The 26,563-nt window shown below is 51.2% G+C and carries 19 protein-coding genes; 1 reads left to right on the forward strand and 18 read right to left on the reverse strand.

Features of this window, described 5'->3' with window-relative positions; translation table 11 throughout:
* From mtaB to NST07_RS26805, 18 genes are all read right to left on the reverse strand, one after another.
* Positions 1–1,353: a tRNA (N(6)-L-threonylcarbamoyladenosine(37)-C(2))-methylthiotransferase MtaB gene (gene mtaB / locus NST07_RS26720; RefSeq protein ID WP_341095555.1), complete on the reverse strand. Its 1,353-nt coding sequence runs from the start codon at positions 1,351–1,353 to the stop codon at positions 1–3.
* Positions 1,354–1,356: 3 nt separating this feature from the next.
* Positions 1,357–2,121, reverse strand: coding sequence for an RsmE family RNA methyltransferase (locus NST07_RS26725; RefSeq protein ID WP_341097761.1), 765 nt, complete (start codon positions 2,119–2,121; stop codon positions 1,357–1,359).
* 153 nt (positions 2,122–2,274) lie between these two features.
* Positions 2,275–2,958: a site-2 protease family protein gene (locus NST07_RS26730; protein WP_341095556.1), complete on the reverse strand. Its 684-nt coding sequence runs from the start codon at positions 2,956–2,958 to the stop codon at positions 2,275–2,277.
* 2 nt (positions 2,959–2,960) lie between these two features.
* Positions 2,961–4,019, reverse strand: coding sequence for a 50S ribosomal protein L11 methyltransferase (gene prmA, locus NST07_RS26735; RefSeq protein WP_341095558.1), 1,059 nt, complete (start codon positions 4,017–4,019; stop codon positions 2,961–2,963).
* Positions 4,020–4,165: 146 nt separating this feature from the next.
* The gene (locus NST07_RS26740) at positions 4,166–4,744 is read right to left on the reverse strand and encodes a DNA-3-methyladenine glycosylase I (protein ID WP_341379549.1); all 579 of its coding nucleotides are present in this window, start codon (positions 4,742–4,744) and stop codon (positions 4,166–4,168) included.
* Positions 4,745–4,856: 112 nt separating this feature from the next.
* A complete protein-coding gene (locus NST07_RS26745) occupies positions 4,857–6,515 on the reverse strand; it encodes a DUF4179 domain-containing protein (protein WP_341095561.1) in 1,659 nt (552 codons plus the stop codon).
* Positions 6,475–7,035 (reverse strand): RNA polymerase sigma factor, encoded by a 561-nt coding sequence (locus NST07_RS26750; protein ID WP_342480503.1) that lies wholly within the window; start codon positions 7,033–7,035, stop codon positions 6,475–6,477. The genes NST07_RS26745 and NST07_RS26750 overlap by 41 nt, the downstream gene beginning before the upstream one ends.
* A gap of 170 nt (positions 7,036–7,205) precedes the next feature.
* Positions 7,206–9,638, reverse strand: coding sequence for an EAL domain-containing protein (locus NST07_RS26755; protein WP_342480504.1), 2,433 nt, complete (start codon positions 9,636–9,638; stop codon positions 7,206–7,208).
* Positions 9,639–10,081: 443 nt separating this feature from the next.
* Positions 10,082–11,260 (reverse strand): sn-glycerol-1-phosphate dehydrogenase, encoded by a 1,179-nt coding sequence (locus NST07_RS26760; protein WP_342480505.1) that lies wholly within the window; start codon positions 11,258–11,260, stop codon positions 10,082–10,084.
* A gap of 142 nt (positions 11,261–11,402) precedes the next feature.
* The gene (gene araA / locus NST07_RS26765) at positions 11,403–12,893 is read right to left on the reverse strand and encodes an L-arabinose isomerase (protein ID WP_342480506.1); all 1,491 of its coding nucleotides are present in this window, start codon (positions 12,891–12,893) and stop codon (positions 11,403–11,405) included.
* A gap of 80 nt (positions 12,894–12,973) precedes the next feature.
* On the reverse strand, positions 12,974–14,647 hold the full coding sequence (locus tag NST07_RS26770; RefSeq protein WP_341379556.1) for a ribulokinase: 1,674 nt from the start codon (positions 14,645–14,647) through the stop codon (positions 12,974–12,976).
* A 27-nt stretch (positions 14,648–14,674) separates the two neighbouring features.
* Positions 14,675–15,364, reverse strand: coding sequence for an L-ribulose-5-phosphate 4-epimerase (gene araD, locus NST07_RS26775; protein ID WP_038595473.1), 690 nt, complete (start codon positions 15,362–15,364; stop codon positions 14,675–14,677).
* Positions 15,365–15,576: 212 nt separating this feature from the next.
* On the reverse strand, positions 15,577–16,590 hold the full coding sequence (locus tag NST07_RS26780; protein ID WP_341095572.1) for an iron ABC transporter permease: 1,014 nt from the start codon (positions 16,588–16,590) through the stop codon (positions 15,577–15,579).
* Positions 16,587–17,621, reverse strand: a complete 1,035-nt coding sequence (locus NST07_RS26785) for an iron ABC transporter permease (RefSeq protein ID WP_342480507.1) — start codon at positions 17,619–17,621, stop codon at positions 16,587–16,589. Before NST07_RS26785 ends, NST07_RS26780 begins: the two co-directional genes overlap by 4 nt.
* Before the next feature lie 36 nt (positions 17,622–17,657).
* Positions 17,658–19,613, reverse strand: a complete 1,956-nt coding sequence (locus NST07_RS26790) for an AraC family transcriptional regulator (protein ID WP_342480508.1) — start codon at positions 19,611–19,613, stop codon at positions 17,658–17,660.
* A gap of 150 nt (positions 19,614–19,763) precedes the next feature.
* Positions 19,764–20,870 (reverse strand): GntR family transcriptional regulator, encoded by a 1,107-nt coding sequence (locus tag NST07_RS26795; RefSeq protein WP_341095578.1) that lies wholly within the window; start codon positions 20,868–20,870, stop codon positions 19,764–19,766.
* Between the two features lie 244 nt (positions 20,871–21,114).
* Positions 21,115–21,294 (reverse strand): YfhD family protein, encoded by a 180-nt coding sequence (locus NST07_RS26800; RefSeq protein WP_341095580.1) that lies wholly within the window; start codon positions 21,292–21,294, stop codon positions 21,115–21,117.
* 40 nt (positions 21,295–21,334) lie between these two features.
* Complete coding sequence (locus tag NST07_RS26805) at positions 21,335–21,694, reverse strand: hypothetical protein (protein ID WP_341379558.1); 360 nt, start codon at positions 21,692–21,694, stop codon at positions 21,335–21,337.
* A gap of 435 nt (positions 21,695–22,129) precedes the next feature.
* Here NST07_RS26805 and NST07_RS26810 point away from each other — a divergent pair, with 435 nt between their 5' ends.
* Complete coding sequence (locus NST07_RS26810) at positions 22,130–26,524, forward strand: S8 family serine peptidase (RefSeq protein WP_342480509.1); 4,395 nt, start codon at positions 22,130–22,132, stop codon at positions 26,522–26,524.
* Positions 26,525–26,563 lie beyond the last annotated feature (39 nt).

Consider the following 26,563-nt stretch of genomic DNA (forward strand, 5'->3'; position numbering starts at 1 on the left):
CTATTCAACTACAAGAACGGACTCACGACGTTCACTTTGGCTTACTCGGACCAGTTCACCTCTGCACTCGTTGACACCAGCTTCCGTAATCTTCACCTCGCACAGCTGACCCTGCAGCGAATCATCGCCGCTGAAGAAAACCTGCAGGTAATTGTCGCTGAAGCCGTGCTGTGTGCTGCGGCCCGGCGCCCCTTTGGCCGACCGTTCAGGAATAACAGACAATGTCTTGCCGACGAACCTGCGCGCATAGGCAAGCTGCATCTCCTCGGATAGGTCGATCAGTTCCTGTACGCGGACGTTCTTAATTTCCTCGTCAACCTGGTTGAGCATTCGTGCCGCCGGGGTGCCTGTGCGCTTCGAATACGGGAAGACATGCATCTCGGAGTAATTCACGGCCTTCATAAAATCATAGCCGGCGCGGAACATCTCCTCGGTCTCGCCGGGGAATCCGACAATAACGTCGGTGGTGATTCCGACATCCGGCATCGCCTGGCGGATCAGCTCCATCTTGGCATAATACTCTTCGGTGGTATATTTGCGGCGCATCGCTTTGAGCACCTCGTTATGTCCGGCCTGCAGCGGAATATGCAGATGACGGCACATCTTGGAGCTGCGGTTCAGCACCTCAAGCAATTTATCGTCAATCTGGCTGGCTTCAATCGAACTGATGCGTACCCGCTCCAGCCCGTCCACCTTATCCAGCTCCCACAGCAAATCGGCGAGACGGTAATTCTCCAGATCGTCGCCATAACCTCCGGTATGAATTCCGGTCAGAACAAACTCCTTGTAACCGGCCTCCACCAGCTGATGTGCCTGGGCGACAATCGATTTTGGATCACGGCTGCGCGACAGTCCGCGCGACCACGGAATGATACAGAAGGTGCAGAAGTTGTTGCAGCCATCCTGGATTTTCATAAACGCCCGCGTCCGGTCAGCAAAACCCGGCACATCCAGCTCTTCGAATTCACGCGTCTTCATAATGTTGCGGACGGCATTCACCGGCTGGCGGGACCCCTGGATATTTTTGACGTGAGTCATAATCTGTTCACGGTCCTGGTTCCCGATCACGAGATCGACCCCGGGAATATCAAGGATCTCGCCGGGTGAGGTCTGCGCATAGCAGCCCGTTACGGCGACGATAGCCTCCGGGTTGCGGCGCACGGCGCGGCGGATCATTTGGCGGCTTTTCTTGTCGCCGGTATTGGTTACCGTACAGGTGTTGATTAGATATACGTCGGCGGGCCCTTCGAAATCAACCTGCTCGTAACCTTCATTTTTGAATAGCTGCCAGATGGCTTCAGTGTCATAGAAATTCACTTTACAACCTAAAGTATAAAATGCTACGGATGGCATTGTTCAAGCTCCCCCCATTTCTCCGGATTCATACAGGATGCAGGCTGCAGCGACCATGCCGGCCGTCTCGCAGCGCAGAATACGCCGCCCCAGGCCTACCGGTACCGCTCCCGCCTCTTCGGCCGCGAGGCATTCCTCCGGGCTGAATCCGCCTTCAGGACCGACAACGACCATCACCCGGCCCGGAGATTCCGGCGCCAGCGCAGACAACCAAGGTGCGGCGGCACTCCGCAGCTGCATCCCTTCTTCCTTCTCATAACAAAAGTAAACGGCATCATAGTCGCGGAAGCTTTGCAGCAGCAGCTTCCAGCTCAAAGGCGCATGAACGGCCGGCACTATATTACGGTGTGCCTGCTCCGCTGCCTCCTTGCAAATCTTGCGCCAGCGTTCCAGCCTCTTATTCTCCTTGCGCTCGTCATACTGCACTATCGTGCGCTCTGAGAGGAACGGGGCAAAGGCCACCGCACCGATTTCAGTGCACTTCTGAATGACGGTTTCCAGCTTGTCTCCCTTCGGCAGACTCTGGGCCACCGTAATCTTGATCCGCGGCTCATGCGTCATCTCCAGAGATTCCAGTATGTCCACTGTAATCTGGCCGATCTCGATTGAAGAGATCTCCGCCAGCGCCTCGCGGGAAACGCCGTCGCTGACAATTAGCTTGTCTCCGGCTTTGCCGCGCATCACTTTAGCAATATGGCGGGCATCCTCGCCGTCAATGGTAACCTGTTCCGGGCCGAACTGCTCCGGTGCTACGAAATAACGCTGCATCTTCATCCTCATCCTGTCCATTATTCAGCGTAAAAGCAGCGGTGATCCTGCTGTTCAGGTCTCCATCCGCTGCTCTACGCACTTGTAAACCGTCTAAAAATTCACATTACATCATACAACGTTTGCCTGCCTGTGAACAGCCCCTGTTCAGCTTTACCCTCCAAACAGATTGAAGAACAACCGGAAAAAGTCGTTCCCGATTTGCAGTGCCCAGCTGTTCAGCGGTTCGATCGTATAGGCACGCAGGCCGGGGATAAAGATGATAAGCAAAAAGATAAAGACCGTCCACTGCTCATACTGCTGTAATTTTGCACGAACCGGACGCGGTGCCACATCCTCTACGATCCGGTAGCCGTCCAGGGGAGGCAGCGGAATTAAGTTAAACAGGAATAGGAAGAAATTAAATTGTATGAACATGCCAAAGAACCAGTACACTGCCCGCAGCAGCTGTTCATTCGTAATGGACTCAATGGCGCCGCTGGCATGCAGGGCAGCATATACTAGAGTACCGAGAATACCGAGCAGCAGGTTGCTGATCGGACCGGCCGCAGACACGATAACCCCCATCAGCCGGGGGCGTCTGAAGTTGTCGCGGTTCACCGGAACCGGACGTGCCCAGCCGAAGCCGGCAATGAGCAGCAGGATTATACCGAATAAATCGAAATGCACTGCGGGATTCAGCGTCATGCGACCGAGCAGCCTTGCAGTTGGGTCACCAAATTTATTGGCAAAATAGGCATGGGCGAATTCATGTACAGTAAATGCGATCACCAGTGTAATCAGGAAAAACGGAAGCTGCTGCAGGGGTACTACTAAAATTCTATCCAAAAAATCCATTTCTACCTCTTTCCGGCTGTAAAGGCCACCCAATCTTCTTCACGGGATACTTCCTTAATCTCAAACCCGGATGACTCCAGCGCCTGCGCCACGAGCCCTTCCTTATCTTTATAAATGCCGGAGGTGATATAGACGCCCCCCGGCTGCAGGGCACGGTAGACATCATCGGTGAACAACACGATGATCTCTGCCAAAATATTGGCGACCACAACCTTCACCGGCAATGTGACACCAAGACTGTCTTCAGCTTTTGGCTTCGCTGGAACAGCCTGCTGCGCGTCTGAATGGCCGGATCTTGCCGATGGCCACATCTCTCCCGCCGCCGTATCTGCTGCACCTTCACCGCCGAGCAGTGACAGCAGGTCGCTTTCTTTTACCGTAATGGAATCCTGCAGCCGGTTCAGCGCCACATTCTCACGGGCACTTTCTACAGCCACCGGATCCAGATCCAGCGCCAGCACAGACTTGGCACCCAGCAGCACCGCGCCTACAGCAAGAATGCCGGAGCCCGTTCCAACGTCAATCACTTCCTCATCGCCGCTGATATGTTTCTCCAGTGCCCGCAGGCACAGTGCTGTCGTCGGATGTGTTCCGGTTCCAAATGCCATGCCGGGATCAAGCTCAATAATTTTTTCTTCCGGGCCGGCAGGGGTATATTCCTCCCAGGTGGGCTTAATCGTCAGCCGGTCTGATACGCGAAGCGGCTTGAAATACTGCTTCCAGGCATGCGCCCAATCATTTTCATCCACAGTTTTCCACGAAATCAGTGCTTTACCGGGATCGATCCCGAACTCTCTCAGCTCTTCGATCCGTGGAGCCAGCTCTTCGATAATGGCATCCATCGGGACGGTTTCGGCATAATATCCTTTAATCACCGCTTCCCCTTCAGGGATATCATTCAGCGGCTCGTCGTATAATTCACCATAACGTGTATCCCGTACCTTATTCAGGGTTCCGGATTCCTCGATAGAAACACCGCCTGCCCCGGCCTCATACAGCAGATTGGAAATCATCTCCTGCGCCTCTTCTGTTGTATGTACTGTCAGTTCATGCCATAACATCTTTGTGGATCCTCCTAAAAGTTTTGTGAGCGCAGCTTACGTGGTTATTCTTCGAGCAAAACCGGCTTCGGAAGCATACACTATTAGTTTTGTGAGTGCTGCTTAACAGTATACCATTTCTTCCCCGGGTAGCGCCAAACTGCGGATCAGCCTCCGGAAAGCCGACTATTGCTGCAGCAAAAGCATTCCTGTGTATGGTCGTCCACCATTCCTGAAGCTTGCATAAACGCGTAGCAAATGGTTGAGCCGACAAACTTCATCCCTTTTTTACGCAGCGCTTTGCTCATTTGGTCTGACTGGGAGGTTGTAATCGGTACTTCCGCTCTGCTCTTCCAGTTATTGATCACCGGCACACCCCCGGTAAAGCTCCAGAGATAGTCTGCAAAGCCGCCCTCCTCCTGGACGATCTGCAAATACACGGCCGCATTCCGGATGATCGCGTTAACCTTGAGGCGGTTGCGGATAATGCCCGGATCGCCCAGCAGTGCAGTTATTTTGGCTTCATCATATTCCGCGATTTTCACCGGATCAAATCCGTCGAATACTTTGCGGAAATGCTCCCGCTTCTTCAAGACGGTGTACCAGCTTAGCCCGGCCTGCATCCCCTCCAGCATCAACAGCTCGAACAGCTGCCGGTCATCATACAGCGGCTTGCCCCATTCTTCATCATGATAAGCAATATATAGTGGATCTTCATTCACCCAGTCACAGCGGGTTATCTCCAAGCTTCATCCTCTCCTTTGACAAGCATCTTATAGAATATAATATCTTATTTTTATTGTATCAGCACAAAAAGCCCCCCGCCGTTAGGCCGGGGAGCCTTTCGTGACCGGAGGATTAAGGCCGCAGCAGTACCCGCGTCTCCTTATCCGGTTCATCAGTCATGTAATAGAACGTATAAATAGAAGCTTCTGTTCCTTTGTAATCCTTATATATATCAATAGCTTTATTATTTCCGTCTCCCGCAAAATTGATAGTTTCCGGTTTGCCCAGAATACGCTCGTTACCCAAGCCGATATGAGTCTGGTTGACTCCGCCGAAATGTGGGTCATCACTTTCCGTCTCCACATAAAGGTCATTTCCCTGCATATAGTAGGTCCACTTCACCTCGTAACCACCAGTGTCCCGAATCACTGTTTGTTTTTCTGCAGAAATATTTTTCAGAAGCAGCGGGGTCTTATCATCCTCATGAGTGGTAACTTTATATTTCCCCACAAAGGTAATATCAGTTTGCTCGTCTATAACAAGACCGGATGGGCGCTCAAATCTAAGTGTGGTCAGGAAAGGATCATCATTCGGAGACCGGAACAGGTTCCCCTCTAATGTAGTGCCGCCTACTTCAAGATTATATTTATAATAAGGCAGCTGCTCATACTTCTCCTTCGCCCTTAGAGTTACACGAATCTGCGTAGGTGTAACAACCATCTGTTCAAAGGTGTGCATGGTATCTCCCGCTTCCAGCGGTGCATTCAGCGCCGTCTTGATCGTCCCGCTCTCCATCAGCTTTTTGCTTAGCTTCAGATCAAAGGACCACGGTCCGGCGATAGTTTGTTCCACCTTAGTATATTGAAGTTTAAAGATAGTGTCTCCGCCGGAAATTTCGGAAGGCTTAAAATACTGTTTCATCGTATATTCTCCGTTTTCCCCCGGTGTACCCAGCGCTCCCCCAGGAATTGGCTCTACCCGGGTGTCTCCTTTGTAAGCCACAATCATCGGAAAGGTCCATTCCTTGGCCTCCGGATTATCGTAGTCTACTGCTGACGACAGCAGCAGCTTATCCTCATTCTGCTCAAAAGACTTGACCTCAACGCTCTTCATTCCCTCTATGCCTAGCGGAAAGTTCTGCCGCTCCGTAGAACTGCTGTTCAGCGGCAGCTCCTGCTCCGCCTGGCTTAAAGCCCGCACAGCCGATGCAGTCAGGGTAACCTCGGCTTCATCCTTCCCGGGTGTCCAGTCACTTTCAAAGTACCCGTTGTACAGCTGTTTCTCTTCATCCCACTGCTGATAGCTGTACTCTCCCCCACTGCTGTTACCCTGCTCATCCTTAAGAGACATCCCTTTGACACCCCAAATCTCTGTATCCGCCCCTTTACCGACATCCATGCTGTACAGGATCACTGTCCGGTTATCATCTACGAGAGCTGTGTGCAGTGTCAGCGTTACTCCGTCTCTGGTTATAGATTGCTCCAACGACTGCCCGAGATTCTGGTCCAGCGCAGCCTGAACACCGTCCCTGTAACGGAGCAGATTACCCCAGTCATACTGTATTGCGGCATATACTGGAGCGGCCGCCAGCAGCGCACTGAGCGAGGCGGCAATTGTAATTCTGCGCCAGTTTCTACCGCGTTGCCCGCCCCGGAGGTCCGCTGTGCTCATCCTTACCGGAGAGGTATCTCCAGCCTGCTCCAGCCTGCTCCACATATCACCAAAATCAGGATAAGGTACAGCTTGTTCATCATTTAGTTGATGCTTCAATGTATTTTCCAGTTTGTTCATAATATTCTTTCCTCCGCTCTTCGTCTTCAAAGCCAGCTTCCTGCAGAATGTCCTTCATCAGCTTCAAGCCTTTATGCAGTCTTGATTTGGCCGTACCGACCGGAATGGACAGTGCTTCCGAAACCTCAGCCAGGCTGAAATCATGCATATATCTCAGTGTCAGCACAGCTCTGATCTTCGCAGGCAGCCCTGACATATAGCCGCCCCATTCCCGCGCCGTTTCTTTCTGCTCAATCGTCCGTTCCACCGTTGTTTCTGTCTGGTTTTTCCATAAATCCAGATTTCCGGTCACCTTCTTCTGCAGGCTGCGCGAACGCTTCAGATGATTCAGGCAGTTATTGACCGCAATTTTCATAATCCATGCCCGGGGATATTTAACATCCTCCCATTTGCTGCGGAATACGGTGATGAACACCTCCTGGCACAGGTCCTCGGCATCGGCGGCATCATGCACCATGTAATAGCAGGTACGGTACACATCCTTATTGTAGGTTTCAAATAACTCCCGATTGCTCTGCACATGTCTCCCTCCTTTCTTGTGTGATCTGTCTATTTAACAATCCGGCTCATCAAAAGGTTCATTTTCTGAGCATAAACAATAAAAGCTGCTGGCGCATCCTTTTATTGGAGAAATTGATCACAATAAAAAAGCATGAATCCCGGAAGGTCCATGCTTGCTTAAAACTATATTTACAGGCTTTGCGTCCCCAGCAGAAATTTCGCCTCCAGCTCCTCCGGCGGCAGCGGGCGGCTGTAATAATAGCCCTGCACCTTTCTGCAGCCGCTCTCCACTACAATATCCAGCTGCTCTTTGGTTTCTATACCTTCGGCAATGACCTGCATATTCAGATGCCTTGCCATAGTAATGATAGTGGACACTATGGCCCGGTCATCGCTGCTTGCGACAATATCCTTGATGAAGGAACGGTCAATCTTCACTTTATGAATGGGATATAATTTCAAATAACTGAAGGAGCTGTAGCCTGTTCCAAAGTCGTCAAGGCTGATACGAATTCCGTTCCGGGTCAGATTGTTCAGAATTCCGGCAGATGCAGAAGCATTCATCATCATACTTTCCGTAATCTCCAGTTCAAGATACTGCGGAGCAAGCCCGCTCTCCTCCAGAATCCCCATGATCTCCCCATGCAAATTGTACTGGTGGAACTGCCGGGACGATAAATTCACCGCCACAGGAATTAGCGGACCGCCTGCATCCTGCCATAGCCGCATCTGGCGGCAGGCTTCGCGCAGCACCCAGTTTCCGAGCTCAACAATCTGGCCCGTCTCCTCCGCATGCGAAATGAACAGGCCAGGCGGCAGGAGCCCTTTGTCCGGATGCTGCCACCTGATCAGCGCCTCTACTCCGATAATTTCATTGTTATCCGTCCGGATTTGCGGCTGGTAGTACAGAATAAACTCGCCGCGCTCCAGCGCTTTCCGCAAATCGCCTTCCATTTCAATCCGCTGGAGCAGCTGCTCATCCAAATCGTCTGAGAAAAACTGGTAATCATTTTTACCGTTTTTCTTAACCTCGTACATGGCAGTGTCCGCATTCTTGAGAAGCTGTACCTCATTTTGACCATGGCAGGGAAAGAAGGCGATTCCGATGCTTACCGTAACGTAAAAATCCTGCTCCTTCAGACGATACGGCTGCTCAATCGCTGCCACCATCTGCTCCGCAATGGCTGTTACATTCATGTTCTTCCGGGAGAACCGGCACAACATCGCAAACTCATCTCCCCCAATCCGGGCCAGCGTCACATTCTCGTTCACCACACTATGCCGGATACGGCTGCTCATTTCCTGGAGGAACAGATCACCGTACATATGCCCCAGTGAGTCGTTGATGATTTTAAACCGGTCAAGATCCATAACCATAACAGCAAACGGCTCCATCGTTTCACTATGCGCTTCAATGGTTTGCGACAGCAGCTCATTGAACATTCTTCTGTTCGGCAGACCGGTCAGCTCATCGTGGAAAGCAAGATAATGATTTTTCTCCTTAGCCCGCTTTTCTTCCGTCACATCTCTGGCAATTACATAGGTTCCGACCACCTGTCCGTCGACCATAACCGGAGCGTTAACCACACTGATCTCGACCCGGTGCCCGTCCTGATGGATGATCGCTGTTTCATAGCTCAGTTCCTCTCCGGCAAAAGATCTTGAGAACAGCTTCTGCATCCGCTCCTGCTCCTCCACAGCTACAATCGAGAGAATGAACATCATGTTCTGATCCTTGAAGACCTTTGAGCTGATTCCCGTGATTCTTGATGCTGCAGGATTAAATCCGATAATGCGCATGTCCAGGTCAATCGAGATAATGCCGTCCTGGTTATTTTCATATAGCGACCTGTACCATTTCTCATTAACCAGTATCTCTGTGTCCTTGTTCAAGAACCGGCGGGAAATGAACATTCCGGCACCAGATAACCACAGCGTGAACAAAGTCCCGCCTGCAATGACATAGGCAAGCCATTTCTGATCCAGGACAACGCCGGTAATCCGTGCAGCATGATGCCATGGTTCAAAGTGTACTGCCAGCATACCGGTGTAATGCATGCCTACAATTGCAGTTCCCATGATCAGGCCGCTGCCCAGCTTCCTCCAATATTTGTCTTCTTCGCCATGACCGATAATACAGGAAAATAACCCGAGCGCTGCATAGGATGCAACAAAAGCTATCACGATGGACAGGATTACATATCCGGGAGTATAGGTCACATTAATTTGCATCGCTGACATGCCGATATAATGAATCGCTGAAATTCCAATCGCAGAAAATACGCCAGCTCCAAGAAATTGAAGAATACCCGTCTTGCAGCGGCTAATCGCAACAAGGGCGATAAAAGAGGCAACGACAGAAACCCCTACTGACAACAATACAGTGTTCAGATTATAAGCAACCGGAAACGGCAATGATATGGCCAGCATTCCGATAAAATGCGTTGACCAGATCCCCATGCCCATAATTACTGCACCGCACACCAGCCATAGCCAACGTTTCTTCCCTTTGGATCTGCCTACTGCCCCTGCCAGACTTAAGACCGTATATGAAGCTGCTACCGCAATTACATATGAAAATAATACAAGTACCCTATCATGAGTACCATAGATATGCTCCACTTAAGTACCCCCTCTCTGTCTTTTCTAAGAACTCCCCTGATCTTCTCCCGATAGTAAATATTTTAAATTTGCACTATTTCACTATTATTATCGACATAAATAGACCTGAATCGACAGATCAGAGAGTGTTTTTATAAAAAAAATTTACACTATAACTGAGCCTTCTCAGACTCCTTGTTAGACGCCGTGTAGAGAGGTGCAATCCTATGAATGGAATCCTATGAAATGAAAGTTTCCCGCTCCCGGAATCCGCTCCCCGCCTCCATTTATTGTGCGTATACAAAAAAGGGCCCCGCCAGCAGCTGGCGGGGTCAAGGTATGTAATAAGGGGGGTATGTGTCTAATATACAGTCCCAAGCTTAAAACAGTATTAAGTCCTCCTAAAGTTTTACTTAAATCTTCAGAAGCTTAGGTCCTGCTCCGGATTCTTCAGCAGCACCTGTCTATTCCGCAGCAGCTCCCGCAATCTTGCCTTCATTGCGCGCCCGCAACAGGGTATGACGGTTCATCCGGATGAAATGCGCTTCCTGCAGACTGCGGCGCAGCAGATCAGCATCCACACCAAGCTCTTCCAAGGTGGAGGGTCCATGTACAGTACGCAGCAGACCTCGCAACATTTCCGGTGAAGGAAGTCCGCTAATTTCCTTAAGCACCTGCGCCCACTGCTCCTTGTCCGCCAAACCCTGCGTATCCGCCAGCTCATGGTACAGCGCGGAAATTTCCGCACAGGCCACACCGACCTTGGCGCCATGCAGCAGTTGTCTGCGTCCGGTGCGGATGTACTCCATCTCCCAATAATGGGACAGATGATGTTCTGCACCGGATGCCGAATGGGATTGCCCAAACAGCAGGATCGCCAGACCGGATTCAATCAGCGCTTCGGTCAGTACACGGATTCCCAGTTCGGTATGATTTCCTATCTCCTCTGCATGATTTACACAGGCCAACAGCGCCTTTTCGGTAATGGCGGCAACTGCCGGAGCATACGGCTCGTCAGCCGTCAGGCGGCCGAATTTCCAGTCGAACAACGAGGTGTATTTGCCCAGCATATCGCCAAAGCCTGCCGCCACCATGGGAGCCGGCGCCTTGCGCAGCAGCTCTGTATCAGCGAAGATAGCGGCTGGACCGGCCGCAGGGATCGTTATCTTATTGCCGCGGATAATCAGCGGCGAGCCGTTCGAGGTGAAGCCGTCTACCGAAGGAGCCGTTGGGACCGACACAAAGGGAATGGCAGCTGTATAAGCCGCATAACGCGCCACATCATGCAGTGTGCCCGAACCTGCCACGATGACGGAATCTGCTTTAACTTTTTGAATATCCAACAGCACCTGCACTACAGAGGCTTCATCTGCAATAACATCGCCCTGCGCATTGGGCAGCACCAAGGTGGTGTGGACCGAAATCCCGGCTTCCCTGCATGCCAGTTCCAGACTTGCTCCCGCTACTTCCAGTGTATGTTTATCTGCCACAAGCACCGGCCTTTCCCAGCTCTGTGCGGCCACATAAGGAATGACCTGCTGCAGGGCACCCGGTTCTACATGAATGACCTGCGGAAGAGCAAAAGCTGCCCCTCCTTCTATTTCAGCCGCGGCTGCCTTTATATTATCCAGTATGCTGCTCATATCGAATTCCTCCTAAAAGTTATGTTAGCAAAGGCTTCCTTATACATTTTATCAGAAGTCCAATATACAGGAAGAAACGGACGTACCGCACTCTGAGCGAGCGCGGTACCCGTTTCTTGTCATCACACGAATATAGAGAGAACTAGAGCAGCTTCCAGGCGATATCGTTCAGGCGCAGTTCATTGCGGAAGGATCGTGTATTGGTATCTTTGTCGATGACTACACATTCGATGCCGACCATTTCGGCGAAATCAATCAACTGCTCTGTAGTCACCACATACGAGAATCCGGTATGATGTGCGCCGCCGGCCAGAATCCAGGCTTCCACGCCTGCCTTCAGGCTTGGCTGCACTTTCCACAATACGCGGGCAACCGGCAGGTTCGGCATAGCTTCGGTAGGCTCAACGCCATCCACTTCGTTCACAAGCAGGCGGAAACGGTTACCCATGTCGATGATCGAAGCATTCAGTGCTGCACCAGAACGTCCGTTGAATACCATACGGGCAGGGTCTTCTTTGCCGCCGATACCGAGCGGATGCACTTCAAGCTTCGGCTTGTCGACAGCAATGGTCGGGCAGACCTCCAGCATGTGCGATCCAAGCACCAGCTCATTGGCCGGATCAAGGTGATACGTGTAATCTTCCATGAAGGAGGTGCCTTTGTTGCCGGCGATAATCTTCATCAGGCGGACAAGTGCCGCTGTCTTCCAGTCACCTTCTCCGGCAAAGCCGTAGCCCTGCTCCATCAGGCGCTGTACAGCAAGTCCCGGAAGCTGCTTCAGTCCGTGCAGATCTTCAAAAGTAGTAATGAAAGCTGTATATCCGCCTTCTTCCAGGAAAGCTTTCATCCCCAGCTCAATACGGGCCTGGTAACGGATGGATTCACGAACAGGTCCATCCTGATCTCCGCCTTGGGCAAAGTCATACGCCTTCGCGTATTCTGCCATCAAATCGTCGATCTGCGCTTCGGTAACGGCATCCACACGTTCCACAAGGTCACCTACACCATAGCCGTCAACGGTCCAGCCCAGCTTGATTTGTGCTTCTACCTTATCACCTTCAGTTACAGCCACCGAGCGCATGTTGTCGCCGAATCTGGCAACCTTCAGCGTTTGGCTCTCATTGAAGGCAGCAGCGGTGTTCATCCAGCCGCCGATGCGGCCTCTAACTTCACTGTCTTCCCAGTAGCCGACAACCACTTTACGGGCAATGCCCATGCGCGCGCCAATGAATCCGTACTCGCGGTCGCCGTGTGCCGACTGGTTCGTGTTCATGAAATCCATGTCGATGGAATCCCATGGAATATCGCGGTTAAATTGGGTTGCCAGGTGCAGCAACGGCTTGCGGAGCTGCGACAAACCGGCGATCCACATTTTGGCAGGGGAGAAGGTGTGCATCCAGGTGATGATCCCTCCGCAGTTCTCATCACTGTTCGCAGCAATTGCCAGCTTGCGGATTTCGTCCGCTGTAGTCAGAACCGGTTTGAATACTATTTCAAAGGGAACCGTGTCGTCCGAGTTAAGGCCTGCGGTAATTTGGCGGGAGTGCTCCGCTACTTCCTCAATCGTTTCAGGGCCATACAAATGCTGACTTCCGGTTACGAACCAGAATTGATAAGGTTTAATGGATAACATGTAATTACCTCCTAAAAGTGTTGTAAGCATAATTTCACTGAATGATTCCGTACTATACTAACTTCGAATGTATCAACGTACTATTCCGTAACATCCTCTTTAATCGCCTTAAGATGCTTCATGACATTGTTCTCGCCCCGGCCGAAATAGTCATGCAGTCTGGAATATTCCTGATACAGCTTTTCGTAGACTGCTACGTTTTCCGGAATTGGAACATAGGATTCTTCGCGGATACGGGCCATTTTTTCTGCCGCTTCTACGATCGAATCGTAGCCGCCTTTTTGAGCACCGGCTGCAACTGCTCCGAACATTGCCGCGCCGAGCGCAGGCGTCTGCTTGCTTGCTGCCACTTTAATTTCACGGTTGGTAACGTCAGCGTAGATCTGCATCAGCAGGCGGTTCTTTTGCGGAAGTCCGCCGCAGGCATAAAGTACATCAACGGCTACACCATTCCCGTGGAATGCATCCACAATCTTGCGTGTGCCGAAAGCTGTAGCTTCAAGCAGCGTGCGGTAAATTTCTTCCGGTTTGGTCAGCAGCGTGCAGCCGAGCAGCAGTCCGGTCAGGTTCGTATCCACGAGCACGGAGCGGTTGCCGTTCCACCAGTCCAGTGCGAGAAGTCCGGTTTGGCCCGGCTTGTAGGCCGCAGCCCGTGCTTCCAGCCAAGTATGGATGTTTACGCCTTCTTCCGCCGCAGCTTCTTTCGCATAGGCAGGGACCGCTTCTTCCACATACCATTCAAAAATATCGCCAACAGCGGATTGTCCAGCCTCATACCCGTAATATCCCGGAATGATTCCGTCTTCCACAACACCGCACATGCCTTCAACTTCTCGTTCGGTATCACCCAGCACCATATGGCAGATTGAGGTACCCATGGACATTACCAGTTTGCCCGGGGTAACTACACCTACAGCGGGTACAGCGGCATGCGCATCGACGTTGCCGACGGCCACGGCCGTACCTGCCACAAGGCCGATTTGCTGAGCCATTTGAGCAGTCAGTTCCCCGGCTTTCGTGCCCAAGGGAGCGATATCCCCGCGCAGCTTCGTCTCGGTCAGGTTCTCGAGGCGCGGATCAAGCGCTTTGAAGAACTCCTTATCCGGATATCCGTCCGCTTTATGCCAGATGGCCTTATAACCGGCCGTGCAGCTGTTGCGTACAATGTTGCCGGTCATTTGCGAGATTACCCAGTCGGTAGCTTCCAGGAACTGATCAGCCGCATCATAGATTTCAGGTGCTTCGTCCAGGATTTGCCAAACCTTAGCCATCATCCATTCGGAGGAGATTTTGCCGCCGTAGCGCGGCAGCCATTTCTCACCGCGTTCAGCGGCGATGCGGTTGATTTCATTCGCTTCATGCTGTGCGGCATGATGCTTCCACAGCTTCGTCCAGCTATGCGGGTTCTCCTGATATTCAGGAAGCAGGCAGAGCGGCTGTCCTTGTTCATTAACTGGAAGCATCGTACAAGCGGTAAAATCTATGCCTAGACCCACGACATCCGCAGGATCAATGCCGGACTCACGGATTACCTCTGGCACCGAACGCTTCAATACTTCAATGTAGTCTGCCGGATGCTGCAGCGCCCAGTCATATTCCAGTTTTTTGCCGGTTCCCGGCAGAATCTCGTCAATCACGTGATGCGGATAAGGCGTTACATGATCCGCGACTTCCGTTCCGTCGGCCAGATCTACCAGCACAGCGCGTCCGGATTGGGTTCCGTAGTCGACGCCGATTGCATATTTTTTACTCATGTACGAATTCTCCTTTATATTTAGTAATTAGCTTTGGCCGTAATAGGCATTTGCTCCATGCTTGCGCAGGAAGTGACGGTCGAGCAGCGTCTGGCTCATCGGCTGCACATTCGGGTTCAGCTGGAAGGTCTGTGTTGCCATCTTCGCAACTTCCTCAAGGACAACGGCGTTATGAACCGCATTATGCGGATCCTTCCCCCAGTTGAAGGGAGCATGGCAATGTACAAGCACACCCGGAATCATGTCCGGATTCAGATCCTTGAATGTCTCCACGATCACATTGCCGGTCTCCAGCTCATACGCACCTTTGATTTCCTCATCTGTCATCGGGCGGGTGCAGGGAACTTCACCGTAGTAATAGTCGGCATGGGTGGTTCCGAGAGCCGGAATGCCTCTGCCGGCCTGTGCCCAGCCTGTTGCCCATGGCGAATGGGTATGGACAATGCCGCCGATGTTCGGAAATGCCTTGTATAGCACCAAATGAGTAGCTGTATCAGAAGAAGGGCGGTAGCTGCCTTCAACAATATTGCCTTCCAGATCAAGCACAACCATGTCGTCCCGGCGCAGCTTATCATACTCCACACCGCTCGGCTTAATAACCACCAGTCCCTTGTCCCGGTCAATGCCGCTGACATTCCCCCATGTAAACGTTACCAAGTTGTAACGGGGCAGGTCAAGATTGGCTTCCAGTACCTCTTGTTTCAATTGCTCCAACATTCGTAATCCTCCCTATGGTCTTAGGTATGATCGTACTTTTGCTTTGCCACCTCATTATACACTTGTACGTACAATTAATCTATAGTTTTTTAATAAAACGGAGAATAGGTACATACAAATAAAAAAACAGGCTTCATCATCCTAGTATCGGATGATAAGAGCCTGTTTAGCCGCAATGAACGGATCCAAGCAACGGTTTTCTTCCCCATTGTTTATTCTGACCTGGACAGCAAATACAAAAAATAAGGTGTACTCAGCATAGTGATGATGATCCCCGTCGGTATATCCGTTCCGAAACTGACCGTCCGGGTAATGGTATCCGCAATGAGCACCACCAGCATCCCGGTCAGCGCCGAGGCCGGGAGAAGAAGCTTGTGGTTCGGGCCAACCAGCTTGCGCGCCAGATGGGGGCTAATCAGACCGACAAAGAAAAAATTGCCGCCCAATGCCACACTTCCGGAGGAGAGCGCCACTGAAGCCAGAGTAAGTCCCAAAAATTCCGGTTTTACCGCAAGCCCTAAGCCCGTCGCTGTCTCATTGCCAAGATTGAGTGTATTCAGAACCCGCGACTTGTAAACCGTATAGCCCACCAGCAGCAATGTCCATGGGGCCAACACCGAAATATATTTCCAGTCATCACCCCAGAGGCTGCCCGCCATCCAGCGCTGGGCAAATTCGAACTGCGTATGATCCAGCCGGAGTGTAATCATCAGCGACAGCGCTCCATAGCCGCTTGACATGGCTACCCCCGTAAGGATTAATCCAGTAGGTGATATCTCCCTGCCCCGGCGGAAGGACAGCAAGAAGATCAGTACTGCTGCAGTCATGCCTCCGATAAAAGCCAGCACCGGCAGCGCAATCGCCGAGGAAACACCTTTAACGGAGAAAATCGCGATATAGATGAGCACAAACAACCCGGACCCGGAGCTGATACCCAGCGTTCCCGGACTAGCCATGTCGTTCCTCAGCAAACTTTGCATGATAGACCCCGCAACGCCCATTCCGATGCCAACCAGTATACAAAGCACAATCCGCGGCAGCCTGAATTCGAAGACAATCAGGTTCTGCTTGTCTGTTCCTTTCAGCAGCAGTACACGCAGCACCTCCATGGGAGACAGGTTCATTTGGCCCGAATTCATTCCTATCACCACAATCAGAATGACCAGTACTACTAGTAGAAGGCACAAACCAATTCCCCGGGAAACGGTATAAGCTCGCTGCTTCATCCTAATTCCCCCTTTTGCCGGCGTGACAGATAGAGGAAAACGGGAACGCCGATGATTGCAAAAATAATCCCTACAGGTGTTTCATTTGGGCGGTTAATGAGCCGGCCGAACAAATCAGCCCCCACCATGAAGGTCGCTCCATAAAGCCCGGACAGCGGAATAATGTAACGGTAATCTACACCCGCCATATAGCGGACTACATGCGGGATAATCAGGCCCACGAAGCTGATGGGGCCGACGATCAATACCGACAATCCGGTCAGCACCAGCACAATAAGTGTGGAAATCCCCTGGATCCGCCCGGTTGGCAGCCCCAACCCGGACGCAACATCATCTCCCAGACTCAGCAGCGTAACCGAAGGGGCCAAAGCAATAGCAGCCAGCACGCCGACGGCAAACAGCGGCGAGATAATGCTTAGCTCTTTCCATGTGGTACTGGCTGTCCCTCCGGCCGTCCAAAACGTAAGGGCTTGTCCGATGTTGTATTTAATGGCGACAAAGCTGCTAAACGCGGCAAATAGCATGGATACCGACATTCCCGCCAGTACAAGCCGCTGCGGGGTCATCCCCCTTTTGCTTAAAGAAGCGACTCCATAGGTCAGCCCGGTTGCTGCACCTGCCCCAAGACAGGCATATAGCATTGTCTGTGCATAAGTACGGTCCGGCAAAAAAGCCATGCAAAGCGCCATTGCCAGTCCCGCACCAGAGCTGATGCCCATCAGTCCCGAATCGGCCAGCGGATTTCTGGTAGTGCCCTGCATAATCGCTCCTGTCATCGCCAGGCTGCAGCCGACGATAACATCCGCAATTGTGCGTGGAAACCGGAGGTTGTGAATGATCTGGTGCTCCGTTTTAGCGGGATCAAATTTAAAAATCGCGGCCCAAGCTGTATGCAGCTGCATATCAGCAGATCCGAAGGAAATGGAAGCAGCCACAACCAGCACGAGCGCCAGGAATCCTGCGGCCATCAGCAGTGAAAAGGGTACTCCCCTTTTTTTTCCATATGTACCTGTATCCACATCTTTCATCATACCCTTCGTCCTTCATCAGTAATTTAGGCTAAGCTGTTATGACTGCGGTGAATCCAGCAGTGCATTTACAATAAAGTTAACCTGCGCCTTAGCGGAATAAATGTCGGTATAATAGCTTAAGCCGAATTCCATCTCGATCAGATGATGGTTCTGGATAGCCGGCAGAGAGCTCCATACCTGATTTTGGCTCAAATCATCCATGCCATCATAGGTATTGCGAATGATATAATCCCCTGCATATTCGGGAAGCACCTCGAGGGATACCGATTCTGAATAAGTGTTCTTATCGATAATTCCCGTTTGCACACCTTTTGGCGCTTTCAGTGAGAGCACATCGTAGACAATTCTGCCCGCTCCGAACAGCTTGCCCATGACTGTCATGGAATCATTACCGCCTTCAAATACAGAAATCGTTTTATCAACAAAGCCGGCATCCAGCAGCTTCTGGACAGATTCTTTTACATTCTGATCATAATCCGCAAGCACCTGCTCGGCTTCCTTCTCTTTATTGAGTGCTTGTCCGATCAGCCTTACTCTTTCTTCCTGGGTAATCTCCCCGTAAGGCACATAGATAGCCGGAGCGATTTTGGACATCTCCTTGGCCTGCTCCTCACCAGCCGTGATAATCAGATCAGGGTCCAGCTTCATGACGGCTTCCATATCCCACTCTGCCCAGTGCCCCAGATCGCTGCTTTCCTTTACCTCTTCCTTAAAAGCCGCACCCTCATACGCCTCAGAAATTCCAACAGGCTGCACACCCAGAGCAATCACATCACCCATCAAGTATTGGACCAGCACACGCTGCGGATTGGCAGGCACTTCTACACCACCAAGTACAGTGCTTATTGTCCGTGTTCCGGTGTCCGCCACAGCCTCAGGTGCAGAAGTAGCGGATCCGCCGCTTCCCGCCCCCTCCAGCGCGTTCCCTCCAGTTGTTGCATTACCCGTGGCTGCCGAACCGCCTGAGCAGGCGCTAAGCAGCAAGGTCATACACAGCATTGCTGTGGCAGCCATTGTTTTTTTCTTTTGTCTCATCTGAAAATGATCCCCTTCCACCTGTTGATTATGATAATCATTATCAATATAAGACCAAAACTCATCCTTTTGAATGGCATATCCTTGCTCCGGGGATGGCATATCTTCATTTACGGCTGTCTGAAGCCCTTCAGATCTATACTTGGAGGGCGAGATACCCATATGCTTTTTGAAGCTGCGGCTGAGCGTATAACCATCCGGATAACCCACACTTTCGGCAATCCCCTGCAGATTCGCTTCTGTTTTGAGCAGCAGCTGCGACGCTTTCTCTACCCTCACACGTGTTAAGAAACGCATAGGACTTTCACCCACCTTGTTTTTAAACAGCTTCGATAAATGTCCCTGACTGCATCCGAGAGCCAGAGCGGTGCTTTTCAGTGTTACCGAGTGTCTATAATGTTCAAGAATATAACGCTTGGCCTGCTCAGCCAGATCCGTTTTGGCCAAAGTGTGCTTCGTGAGTTGAAGGTGCTTCAGTAGCTCATAAACGAACCTGTAGAGCAGCGACTTTACGTACAAGCGCCCCAGACTGTCATTGGACTGCCATGCGGCCTCCATCTCCCTAGCCGTGTTGAACAGCATCAGCTTGCGGGTGTTCTGCACGCCATACTCCCGCTGAAAGGGATTGCTGTGCACCATAATTTCCTGGATATCTTTCCTCCCGGGTACTGGAATCGCGGCTTTGTATAGGATCAGATAATATTCAAACCTTGCCCCTCTTTCTGCCACGATGTCTAGACGCATACCCTTGCCTGCATGAAGAACATAAGAACTGCTGACCGCGAGGAACGTTCCTTCAATACATATTCTCGCTTCTCCTTCAATGACATAGATAAAAGCACTGGCAGGCAGGCGGTAAGAATACAGTTCTTCCTCTTCCCCTATTCTCACCCGGCGAACATCCATCACTTTGACGGACGCATGGTTCCACACCAGCAGATGTTCATTCCATTCCATTGATTCCGGCACTTCCTTTGATATGGTCATTTTAAACCATTATAGTGATAACCATTCTCAACAACAACCCGCACACATATATTCCTTAAATTCCAGATAACTAAAACGCGAAAAAAGCCCGCACCCTGTGCGGACTTCCGTTACTGTTATTCAACTGCGGTCTAACTGTTCCAGCCGTTTCGTTGAGCTTCTCAGAACCAGCTCCGGCTTATAAATCCTGTCCTTCGGCGGCTCAGCACTTTTACGCTCAATCATGTCAATCAGCATATTGGCTGCCTCTATACCCATAAGCTCTTTCGGATGTTTAAGGGTGGTCAGCTTCACTTCTGTCGCCGTCGCCAGCGTTGAATCGTCGAAGCCGATAATTGACAGATCGTCGGGCACGCTTAATCCCGTCTGGCGCGCGGCCTCCAGCAGCAGCACTGCCAGCTCGTCATTGTAACAGACGAAGGCTGTAGGCCGCTGGCGTCCCTGCAGCATTTTTAAGGCCGCTTCATAAGGCACGCTATGCTTCTGTTCGCTCGTATAATGGGTCACGGTATCCGCTCCCAGAGGAAGGCGGTGTTTGTGCAGCGCCCGTGTAAAACCCTTTAACCGGTTGGCTCCCTGGAGATCGTCTGTCTTGAAAAATCCGGCAATCTCCCGGTGGCCCAGCTCAATCAGATGCTCCGCAGCCATAAATCCACCTGCTTCGTCATCCAGCTTCAGGCAGGGACAATGCAGCTCGGGATACCGCTCATTGATCATAATGAACGGAATGCGGTGGATTTCAAGTGCCAGAAACAGCGGCAGATTAGGATTACCCTGTGCGCTTTTGGTCGGCTCAATAATCAGTCCCTTAAACGGCTGGCCCAATAGCATCTCCAGGTTCTCCCGCTCCTTATCCTTGTCATTGTCGGTGCTCGACAGCATCATGCTGTATCCGCTGCCGCGAAGCTGCGCTTCTGCGCCGCGTACAAGATGAGGAAAGATATAATCGGAAATATGTGTCGTCATCATGCCAATCATGCTGCTGGTCTGCAGCGGCCGCGTTTCCTGCCGGGCAACAAAGGTTCCCTTCCCTTGCAGGCGGTACAGCCATCCTTCCTTCTCCAGTTGGCCAAGTGCCTGGCGAACTGTCTGTCTGCTCATGCCGAACTGTACGGCAATTTCATTCTCGGATGGAATCTGGTCATCCGGCTTCAGCCGTCCGGACTCCATCCAGGACAGCAGTTCACCCTTTAGCTGCATATATTTCGGTATCGGTTTATCCGTCATGGTACACCTCAGGCTACTTATATAGAGTAATACAAGTCATTATAACATAAGCCACTTGTATGTACATGTTATGTCTTTACTTTTTTGAATCTTCAGCCTCTCTTTTATCCATTTGGTTTAACCGGGGGATTCCGGAAAGCTGCTGTTTCACGCAAAAATGCCCCACACTGGTGGGGCATACGAATGGAACAGTTTGGCCTTTCATTTCGCTTCATTTAATAAGCCGGTACTGCACCCCTGTCAGCTATTCCTTCTTCAAAATTTCGTGCAGCTGACGTTTATCGGCTTCCTGTGACCGCTCAAGCGCCTCCAGATCATCCTGATCCGCTTCCGCCGCCGAGAACTCCACATCCTCAAATTTAGCTTCGAAGAGCATCTTCTGCTTGTCTGTTTTAGAGAAGATCTTTGAGTTTTCTCTATCCATCGGTTGTCCATCCTCCTGATTTGTATTGATGTGTCAAGACTTAGATCATTCCGCCGGCCTCTTCAATTATGGTCAATGCCTGATTATAGGAATTCTCGTCCACGATAACTGTCAGCAAAATATTCCGGCCTGTCGGTCCGCCGTCACCGCCGTGACTCATGCCGCTGCCGCTTGTATGCGCTGCAGACAAAATACCTGCATGCGGGCTGACAGAGGTCATGGAATCCATACTTGCCAGATTGCCGGTCACCGGATTCACACCTGCCTGCAACCCATTTCCGCCAAATCTGCTGAAACGGTCAATGGACAGCTCGCTGACGCGCAGCGCCTGAAGCTTGCGGGAGACGCCCTCGGCTTCCTCAGGAGCCTTGAAGTAGGCTAATATAGATCTCTCCGACATTATATCCCTGCTCTCGCCTTTAATTTATAACTCTGGATGCTTGGTTAGGTTGTCTCAGGCAAGCCTATTTTATGCTTCTGCTGTTATTAATTCTACTATCCGGCTGGAATTTAAATGCGCTGTTAACTTCACCATAATATGGTTCAAAAGTGCTATATTCTATTTCGGATTAAACCTGTAGAATAAATGTAATTTTCATTTATATTCCATTTTTTAGAAGGAGGACAGCAATCACACGGCAGTTAAATTTATGTTTGGGAGGATGAAGCTATTTTGAAACAACCATTTAGGCATTCTATTCAAAGATTTGGTATTGGCGCAGCAAGTTTCAGCTTGGCCGCTTCTCTATTGTTTCCTGTTTCCGCCTTTGCGAACTCATCCCTTGAGTCATCCTCAGGGCTATCTGCCCAAACAACCCTAGAACAGGCCCGGAAGGTGATCCCGCAAAATTATGCGGGAGTAAATGCCGGATTAGCTCCTGTTACAGTGATTGTTGAACTGACCCATAAGCCGGTCAATGTATACGAAAGTGAAGCCAAAACCTCGGCTGCGCGTTCCTCCACCTCTCAACGAAGCAAAATTCTTACCGAACACAACTCATTCAAAACTGCAGCGAGACAGCTCGGAGCTGCTATTGAAAATGAATACAGCGACATATTTAACGGATATGCAGTGACTTTGCCGGGAAATCAGGTCGACAAACTGCTCAAGCTGCCTGGAGTGGCGGCTATCTATCCGAATGATGAAGTCCACGCGCTTGCAGACAGCACTGACTCTGCCACTCTTCCGGCAACTCGCAGCTACTCTGATACCGGAGAACTGATTGGAGCAGATAAGCTTCATGAGCTGGGTTACACCGGCAAAGGCATTCAGGTTGCCGTTGTTGATACCGGTATTGATTATAAGCACCCGCTCCTGAAGGATAATTATAAGGGCGGCTATGATGCGGTGGATAAGGATAACGATCCATACGAAACAGAGCCTGATCCCACCAAACCGCCCAAGGGCACCAGCTCTTATGATACCTCGCATGGCACACATGTATCGGGCACCATTCTTGATATAGCGCCTGAAGCGGATTTATATGTGTATCGTGTGCTTGGTCCATATGGCAGCGGCACAACAGCAGATGTCATCGCCGGCATCGAACGCGCCGTTCAGGACGGTGCGGATGTCATCAACCTTTCACTGGGCTCAAGCATGAACCAAAGTTACTCCGCCGATTCGATTGCGATTGACAATGCCGTGAAATCCGGTGTAGATGTCATAATTGCTGCCGGTAATGCCGGTCCGGACGAATCGACGCTCGGCTCCCCTGGCGGCGCACAGCTGGCGCTTACGGTCGGCGCCTCCACTGTTCCGGTCACCATTCCTTTCTTTGATATTGGTAATCTCAAAGATATCCCTGGCCTGATTTCCACATACTCCCCGGAGTTGACTGAAGACATCTCGGACTTAACGATCGTTTATGCCGGCCTGGGCACTGAAGCTGACTTTGCAAATGTCGATGTTACCGGCAAGGCAGTACTAGTGGACCGCGGACAGATCAACTTCGGCGCGAAATCGCTGAATGCCAAAGCTGCCGGTGCCAAGGTACTATTGATTGCCAACAATACCACCGGTGAATTGAACGCCACTTTAGGAGCACCCGGAGACTATATTCCTACTTTCGGCATCAATCAGGAGAACGGCAAAAAGATTAAGGATGAGCTGAACGCGAGCAGAAATTCAATTAGCTATGTTCCCGTAGCGGAGAAGAATCAGCTGGCCGATTTCAGCTCTACCGGTCCTGGACTGCCAGACTATTTGCTGAAGCCGGATGTAGTTGCTCCCGGTGTAAGTATTAATTCCACCGTACCTATTTGGGAGAGCACGGACGAGACGTATGATAACGCCTTCGGTCTGAAGCAAGGAACAAGTATGGCAACTCCGCATGTGGTTGGAGCCGTTGCCCTGTTATTGGGCAAATACCCGGATCTTGCACCGGACCAGATCAAATCACTGCTGATGAATAATGCTGATCCTATATTTGCCCGGGGCGGCAGCTCTTATTCCCTCTATCAGCAAGGAGCAGGTTTAATCAATCTGGTGAAATCAGTTGAAGCAGGCTCTATCGCCAAGGTAGGAGAGATTTTTTACAGCGGCCTTCCAGGCTCTGCCGAAATTCCATACTATGCGGGTTCCCTGTCCTTCGGCCTGCAGCCGAAAGGTGCAAGCGTGACGAAAGCCGTCTATGTGGAAAACTTCAAGGACAGCGGAAAGAGCTATAATCTTTCTCTTGAATGGCTGACCAACAAGCCTAGTGACATCTCGGTATCCACAGCACCTAATGTCATTACCTCCGGAAGCGGAGACAGCAGTTATATTCCCGTTGTGCTGGGCGTTTCCGCAACAGCACAGGACGGAGCCTATGAAGGCATTCTGAAGCTTACTTCCGGAACCGAGGTTCTGCGTCTACCGCTCAACGTTCTGGTAGGCGACAAATTCAATCTGGATCCAGTAAACCAGCTCAGCCTGGATGATGCCGAAATTTCACCAAATGGAGACGGGCTGTTCGATAAGACAGGCTTTTACTTCTCGGTGAACAAAGATCTGCAGAATATCCGGTTTGCCGTAACAGCCCAAGATGCGCCGGCTACGGTAATCGGTGATGTGTATTCCGCCCAAGGGACCCTCTACCGGGGAGCGCATGAATTCCTGGATTGGGGCGGAACGGTAACAGATCCTGCAACCTCTAAAGTAAGTGTGCTACCGGACGGACACTACAATATCACGCCTGTTTTGCAAGGAAACATTTGGCTTACCGATCAAGCCATTCCATTCACAGTAGATACTGAGAAGCCGCTCTCTTCCGGATATGCAGTCGGGGAATATGAGCTGGAGTCACCTGATGATGCAAGAGTGGCCAATATTAGTGCAACCATTGACTCCGACCTTTTGGCCGATCTGATTTCCACCTCCAGACCTGTGTCTTCTCTCTTCAGCGTGTATGCACTTGCCGAAGATGAAAACGGAGAAATATCAGCCTACCCAGGAGTTATCGCGCCTGACGGTTACTTCGAAATTGATGTGCCGGTCAGTGAAGGCGTTAATGATTACATTGTTTATGTGACCGATGCCCTGGGCAATGGTGCTGCTGAAGAGGATTACAGCCAGCATCTGGTATACAACACCAATGGCGGTGTTCTTGTTGCTCCTAAACTCTCAGCACAGACCATTGAAACCGGTCAAACGGTTACGGTAGATGTGTATTTCTCGGCAACGGATGCGGTCTATGGTGTGAACGGCGCTGGAGTCAACATCGTCTACGATGAAAAGCTGGCTGCACCGTCAATTACACCGAGCGTACAGCTCGCTACGTACCAGGAGCAAAAGTTCCCGGGGGTTCCATTATTACAAACGGATACGACTACCCCGTCTGCCGACGGACTGAAGTTGACATCTTATGCAGTTCAATTAGAAGGAGGAGCATATAGTGGTACCGGCTCACTGGTACAGTTCACCTTCACTCCAAAGACTGCCGGGATCTATTCCTTTGAACTGAATGATTTGCTTACCTGGAATGAGAAGAAACTGGATAACGTTCCGTCAAGCTATTCTACAGTGACGGTGACCGTTAACGATCCGGTTAAACCAACCGATCCGGAAACACCGACCAACCCGGAGACACCAACCAATCCAGAGACACCAACCAATCCGGAAACACCAACCAATCCGGGCTCACCAGCTAACCCGGGCTCACCTGCCTCTACACCGGCTCCGGCTGCCGGCACATCGCTTAAGTCCGGGCAGCTGGTAGAAAAGGCTGATCCTGCGGGCGGCAAGCCAACGGCTGTGCTCAGTATTTCCGAGGCAGCTTTGACTGCCGCCCTGCAAAACGCATCGGAAACAGCCGTTTCACTTGATCTCAGCGATGTGGATTTTGCGAAATATGGTCAAGTGAGTTTTACCCTTACTGCAGCTCAGGCTGAGAAGCTTAAGTCTTCAGCCAAAGCGCTAAGTCTCGCAGGTACTGGATTTACACTGCTCGTTCCGGCACCTACACTTCCCGGCTTCATTTCCGGCAGCGGGCTTACTATGAGCCTTAGTCTTGCCGAAGGCGCCGATACGGGTACCCTGGCGGGAAGCACCACAGCCATTGACCTGAGCTCTGCTACTCTGATTCTCAAAAATGGCTGGACTACCGGAAAACCTGTCATTATACAGCTTGCCCTCAATAAAGACGGCCTAAAGGATGTCCGCAAGACAGCGGTCTATCAGCAAAAGGCTGACGGAAAATGGGCTTATCTGCAGGCAGGCACACTTCCTAAAGAAGGGGTACTGCAATTTACTATTACCGGTGATGGTACCTACAGCGCTGCCGTACACAATACAAGCTTCAAAGATATCGGCGCACACTGGGCCAAGGAAGATATTGAAATTCTGGCCGCTCACGGCATCGTAGCCGGCAAAGGCACTGATGGCAGTTTCAAGCCATCCGATACCTTGAGCCGGGCCGAATTGTTGACACTCTTCGACCGCTTGCTTGGCAAGGGAGATACCTGGTCGTCCCGCAGCAAGGAGAGCGGATCTCGTGAGGTATTGACTCGTGAGGAGGCTGCAATCATCGTTGCAGAGGCCATCGGTGCAGACGGCACTTCCAGCACCGCCTTAACCTTCAAGGACACAGGCAAGATCTCTGGAGCCGCCGGCAAGGGTGCAATCGCCTTTGCGGTAGACAAGGGCTACCTGAAAGGAGTAGGGGCCAACACCTTCAATCCTGAAGGTACCCTGACCCGCGCGCAAGCAGCATCCATTCTGCAACGCGTGCTTGAGGATCTGCGCTCTTAAGATCACCATCCACTAAAAAAAAACGGCTGCACCCTCCTG

It is taken from the genome of Paenibacillus sp. FSL L8-0340, from assembly GCF_038593145.1.
GTDB lineage: Bacteria > Bacillota > Bacilli > Paenibacillales > Paenibacillaceae > Paenibacillus_AQ.

Coding starts and splice junctions, on each gene's coding strand:
- NST07_RS26800 (WP_341095580.1), bottom strand. CDS start 21,294: ATGGATAGAGAAAACTCAAAGATCTTCTCTAAAACAGACAAGCAGAAG.
- NST07_RS26795 (WP_341095578.1), bottom strand. CDS start 20,870: ATGACGGATAAACCGATACCGAAATATATGCAGCTAAAGGGTGAACTG.
- NST07_RS26725 (WP_341097761.1), bottom strand. CDS start 2,121: ATGCAGCGTTATTTCGTAGCACCGGAGCAGTTCGGCCCGGAACAGGTT.
- NST07_RS26730 (WP_341095556.1), bottom strand. CDS start 2,958: ATGGATTTTTTGGATAGAATTTTAGTAGTACCCCTGCAGCAGCTTCCG.
- NST07_RS26760 (WP_342480505.1), bottom strand. CDS start 11,260: ATGAGCAGCATACTGGATAATATAAAGGCAGCCGCGGCTGAAATAGAA.
- NST07_RS26770 (WP_341379556.1), bottom strand. CDS start 14,647: ATGAGTAAAAAATATGCAATCGGCGTCGACTACGGAACCCAATCCGGA.
- araA (WP_342480506.1), bottom strand. CDS start 12,893: ATGTTATCCATTAAACCTTATCAATTCTGGTTCGTAACCGGAAGTCAG.
- NST07_RS26805 (WP_341379558.1), bottom strand. CDS start 21,694: ATGTCGGAGAGATCTATATTAGCCTACTTCAAGGCTCCTGAGGAAGCC.
- NST07_RS26790 (WP_342480508.1), bottom strand. CDS start 19,613: ATGGAATGGAATGAACATCTGCTGGTGTGGAACCATGCGTCCGTCAAA.
- NST07_RS26745 (WP_341095561.1), bottom strand. CDS start 6,515: ATGAACAAACTGGAAAATACATTGAAGCATCAACTAAATGATGAACAA.
- mtaB (WP_341095555.1), bottom strand. CDS start 1,353: ATGCCATCCGTAGCATTTTATACTTTAGGTTGTAAAGTGAATTTCTAT.
- NST07_RS26785 (WP_342480507.1), bottom strand. CDS start 17,621: ATGATGAAAGATGTGGATACAGGTACATATGGAAAAAAAAGGGGAGTA.
- araD (WP_038595473.1), bottom strand. CDS start 15,364: ATGTTGGAGCAATTGAAACAAGAGGTACTGGAAGCCAATCTTGACCTG.
- prmA (WP_341095558.1), bottom strand. CDS start 4,019: ATGTTATGGCATGAACTGACAGTACATACAACAGAAGAGGCGCAGGAG.
- NST07_RS26780 (WP_341095572.1), bottom strand. CDS start 16,590: ATGAAGCAGCGAGCTTATACCGTTTCCCGGGGAATTGGTTTGTGCCTT.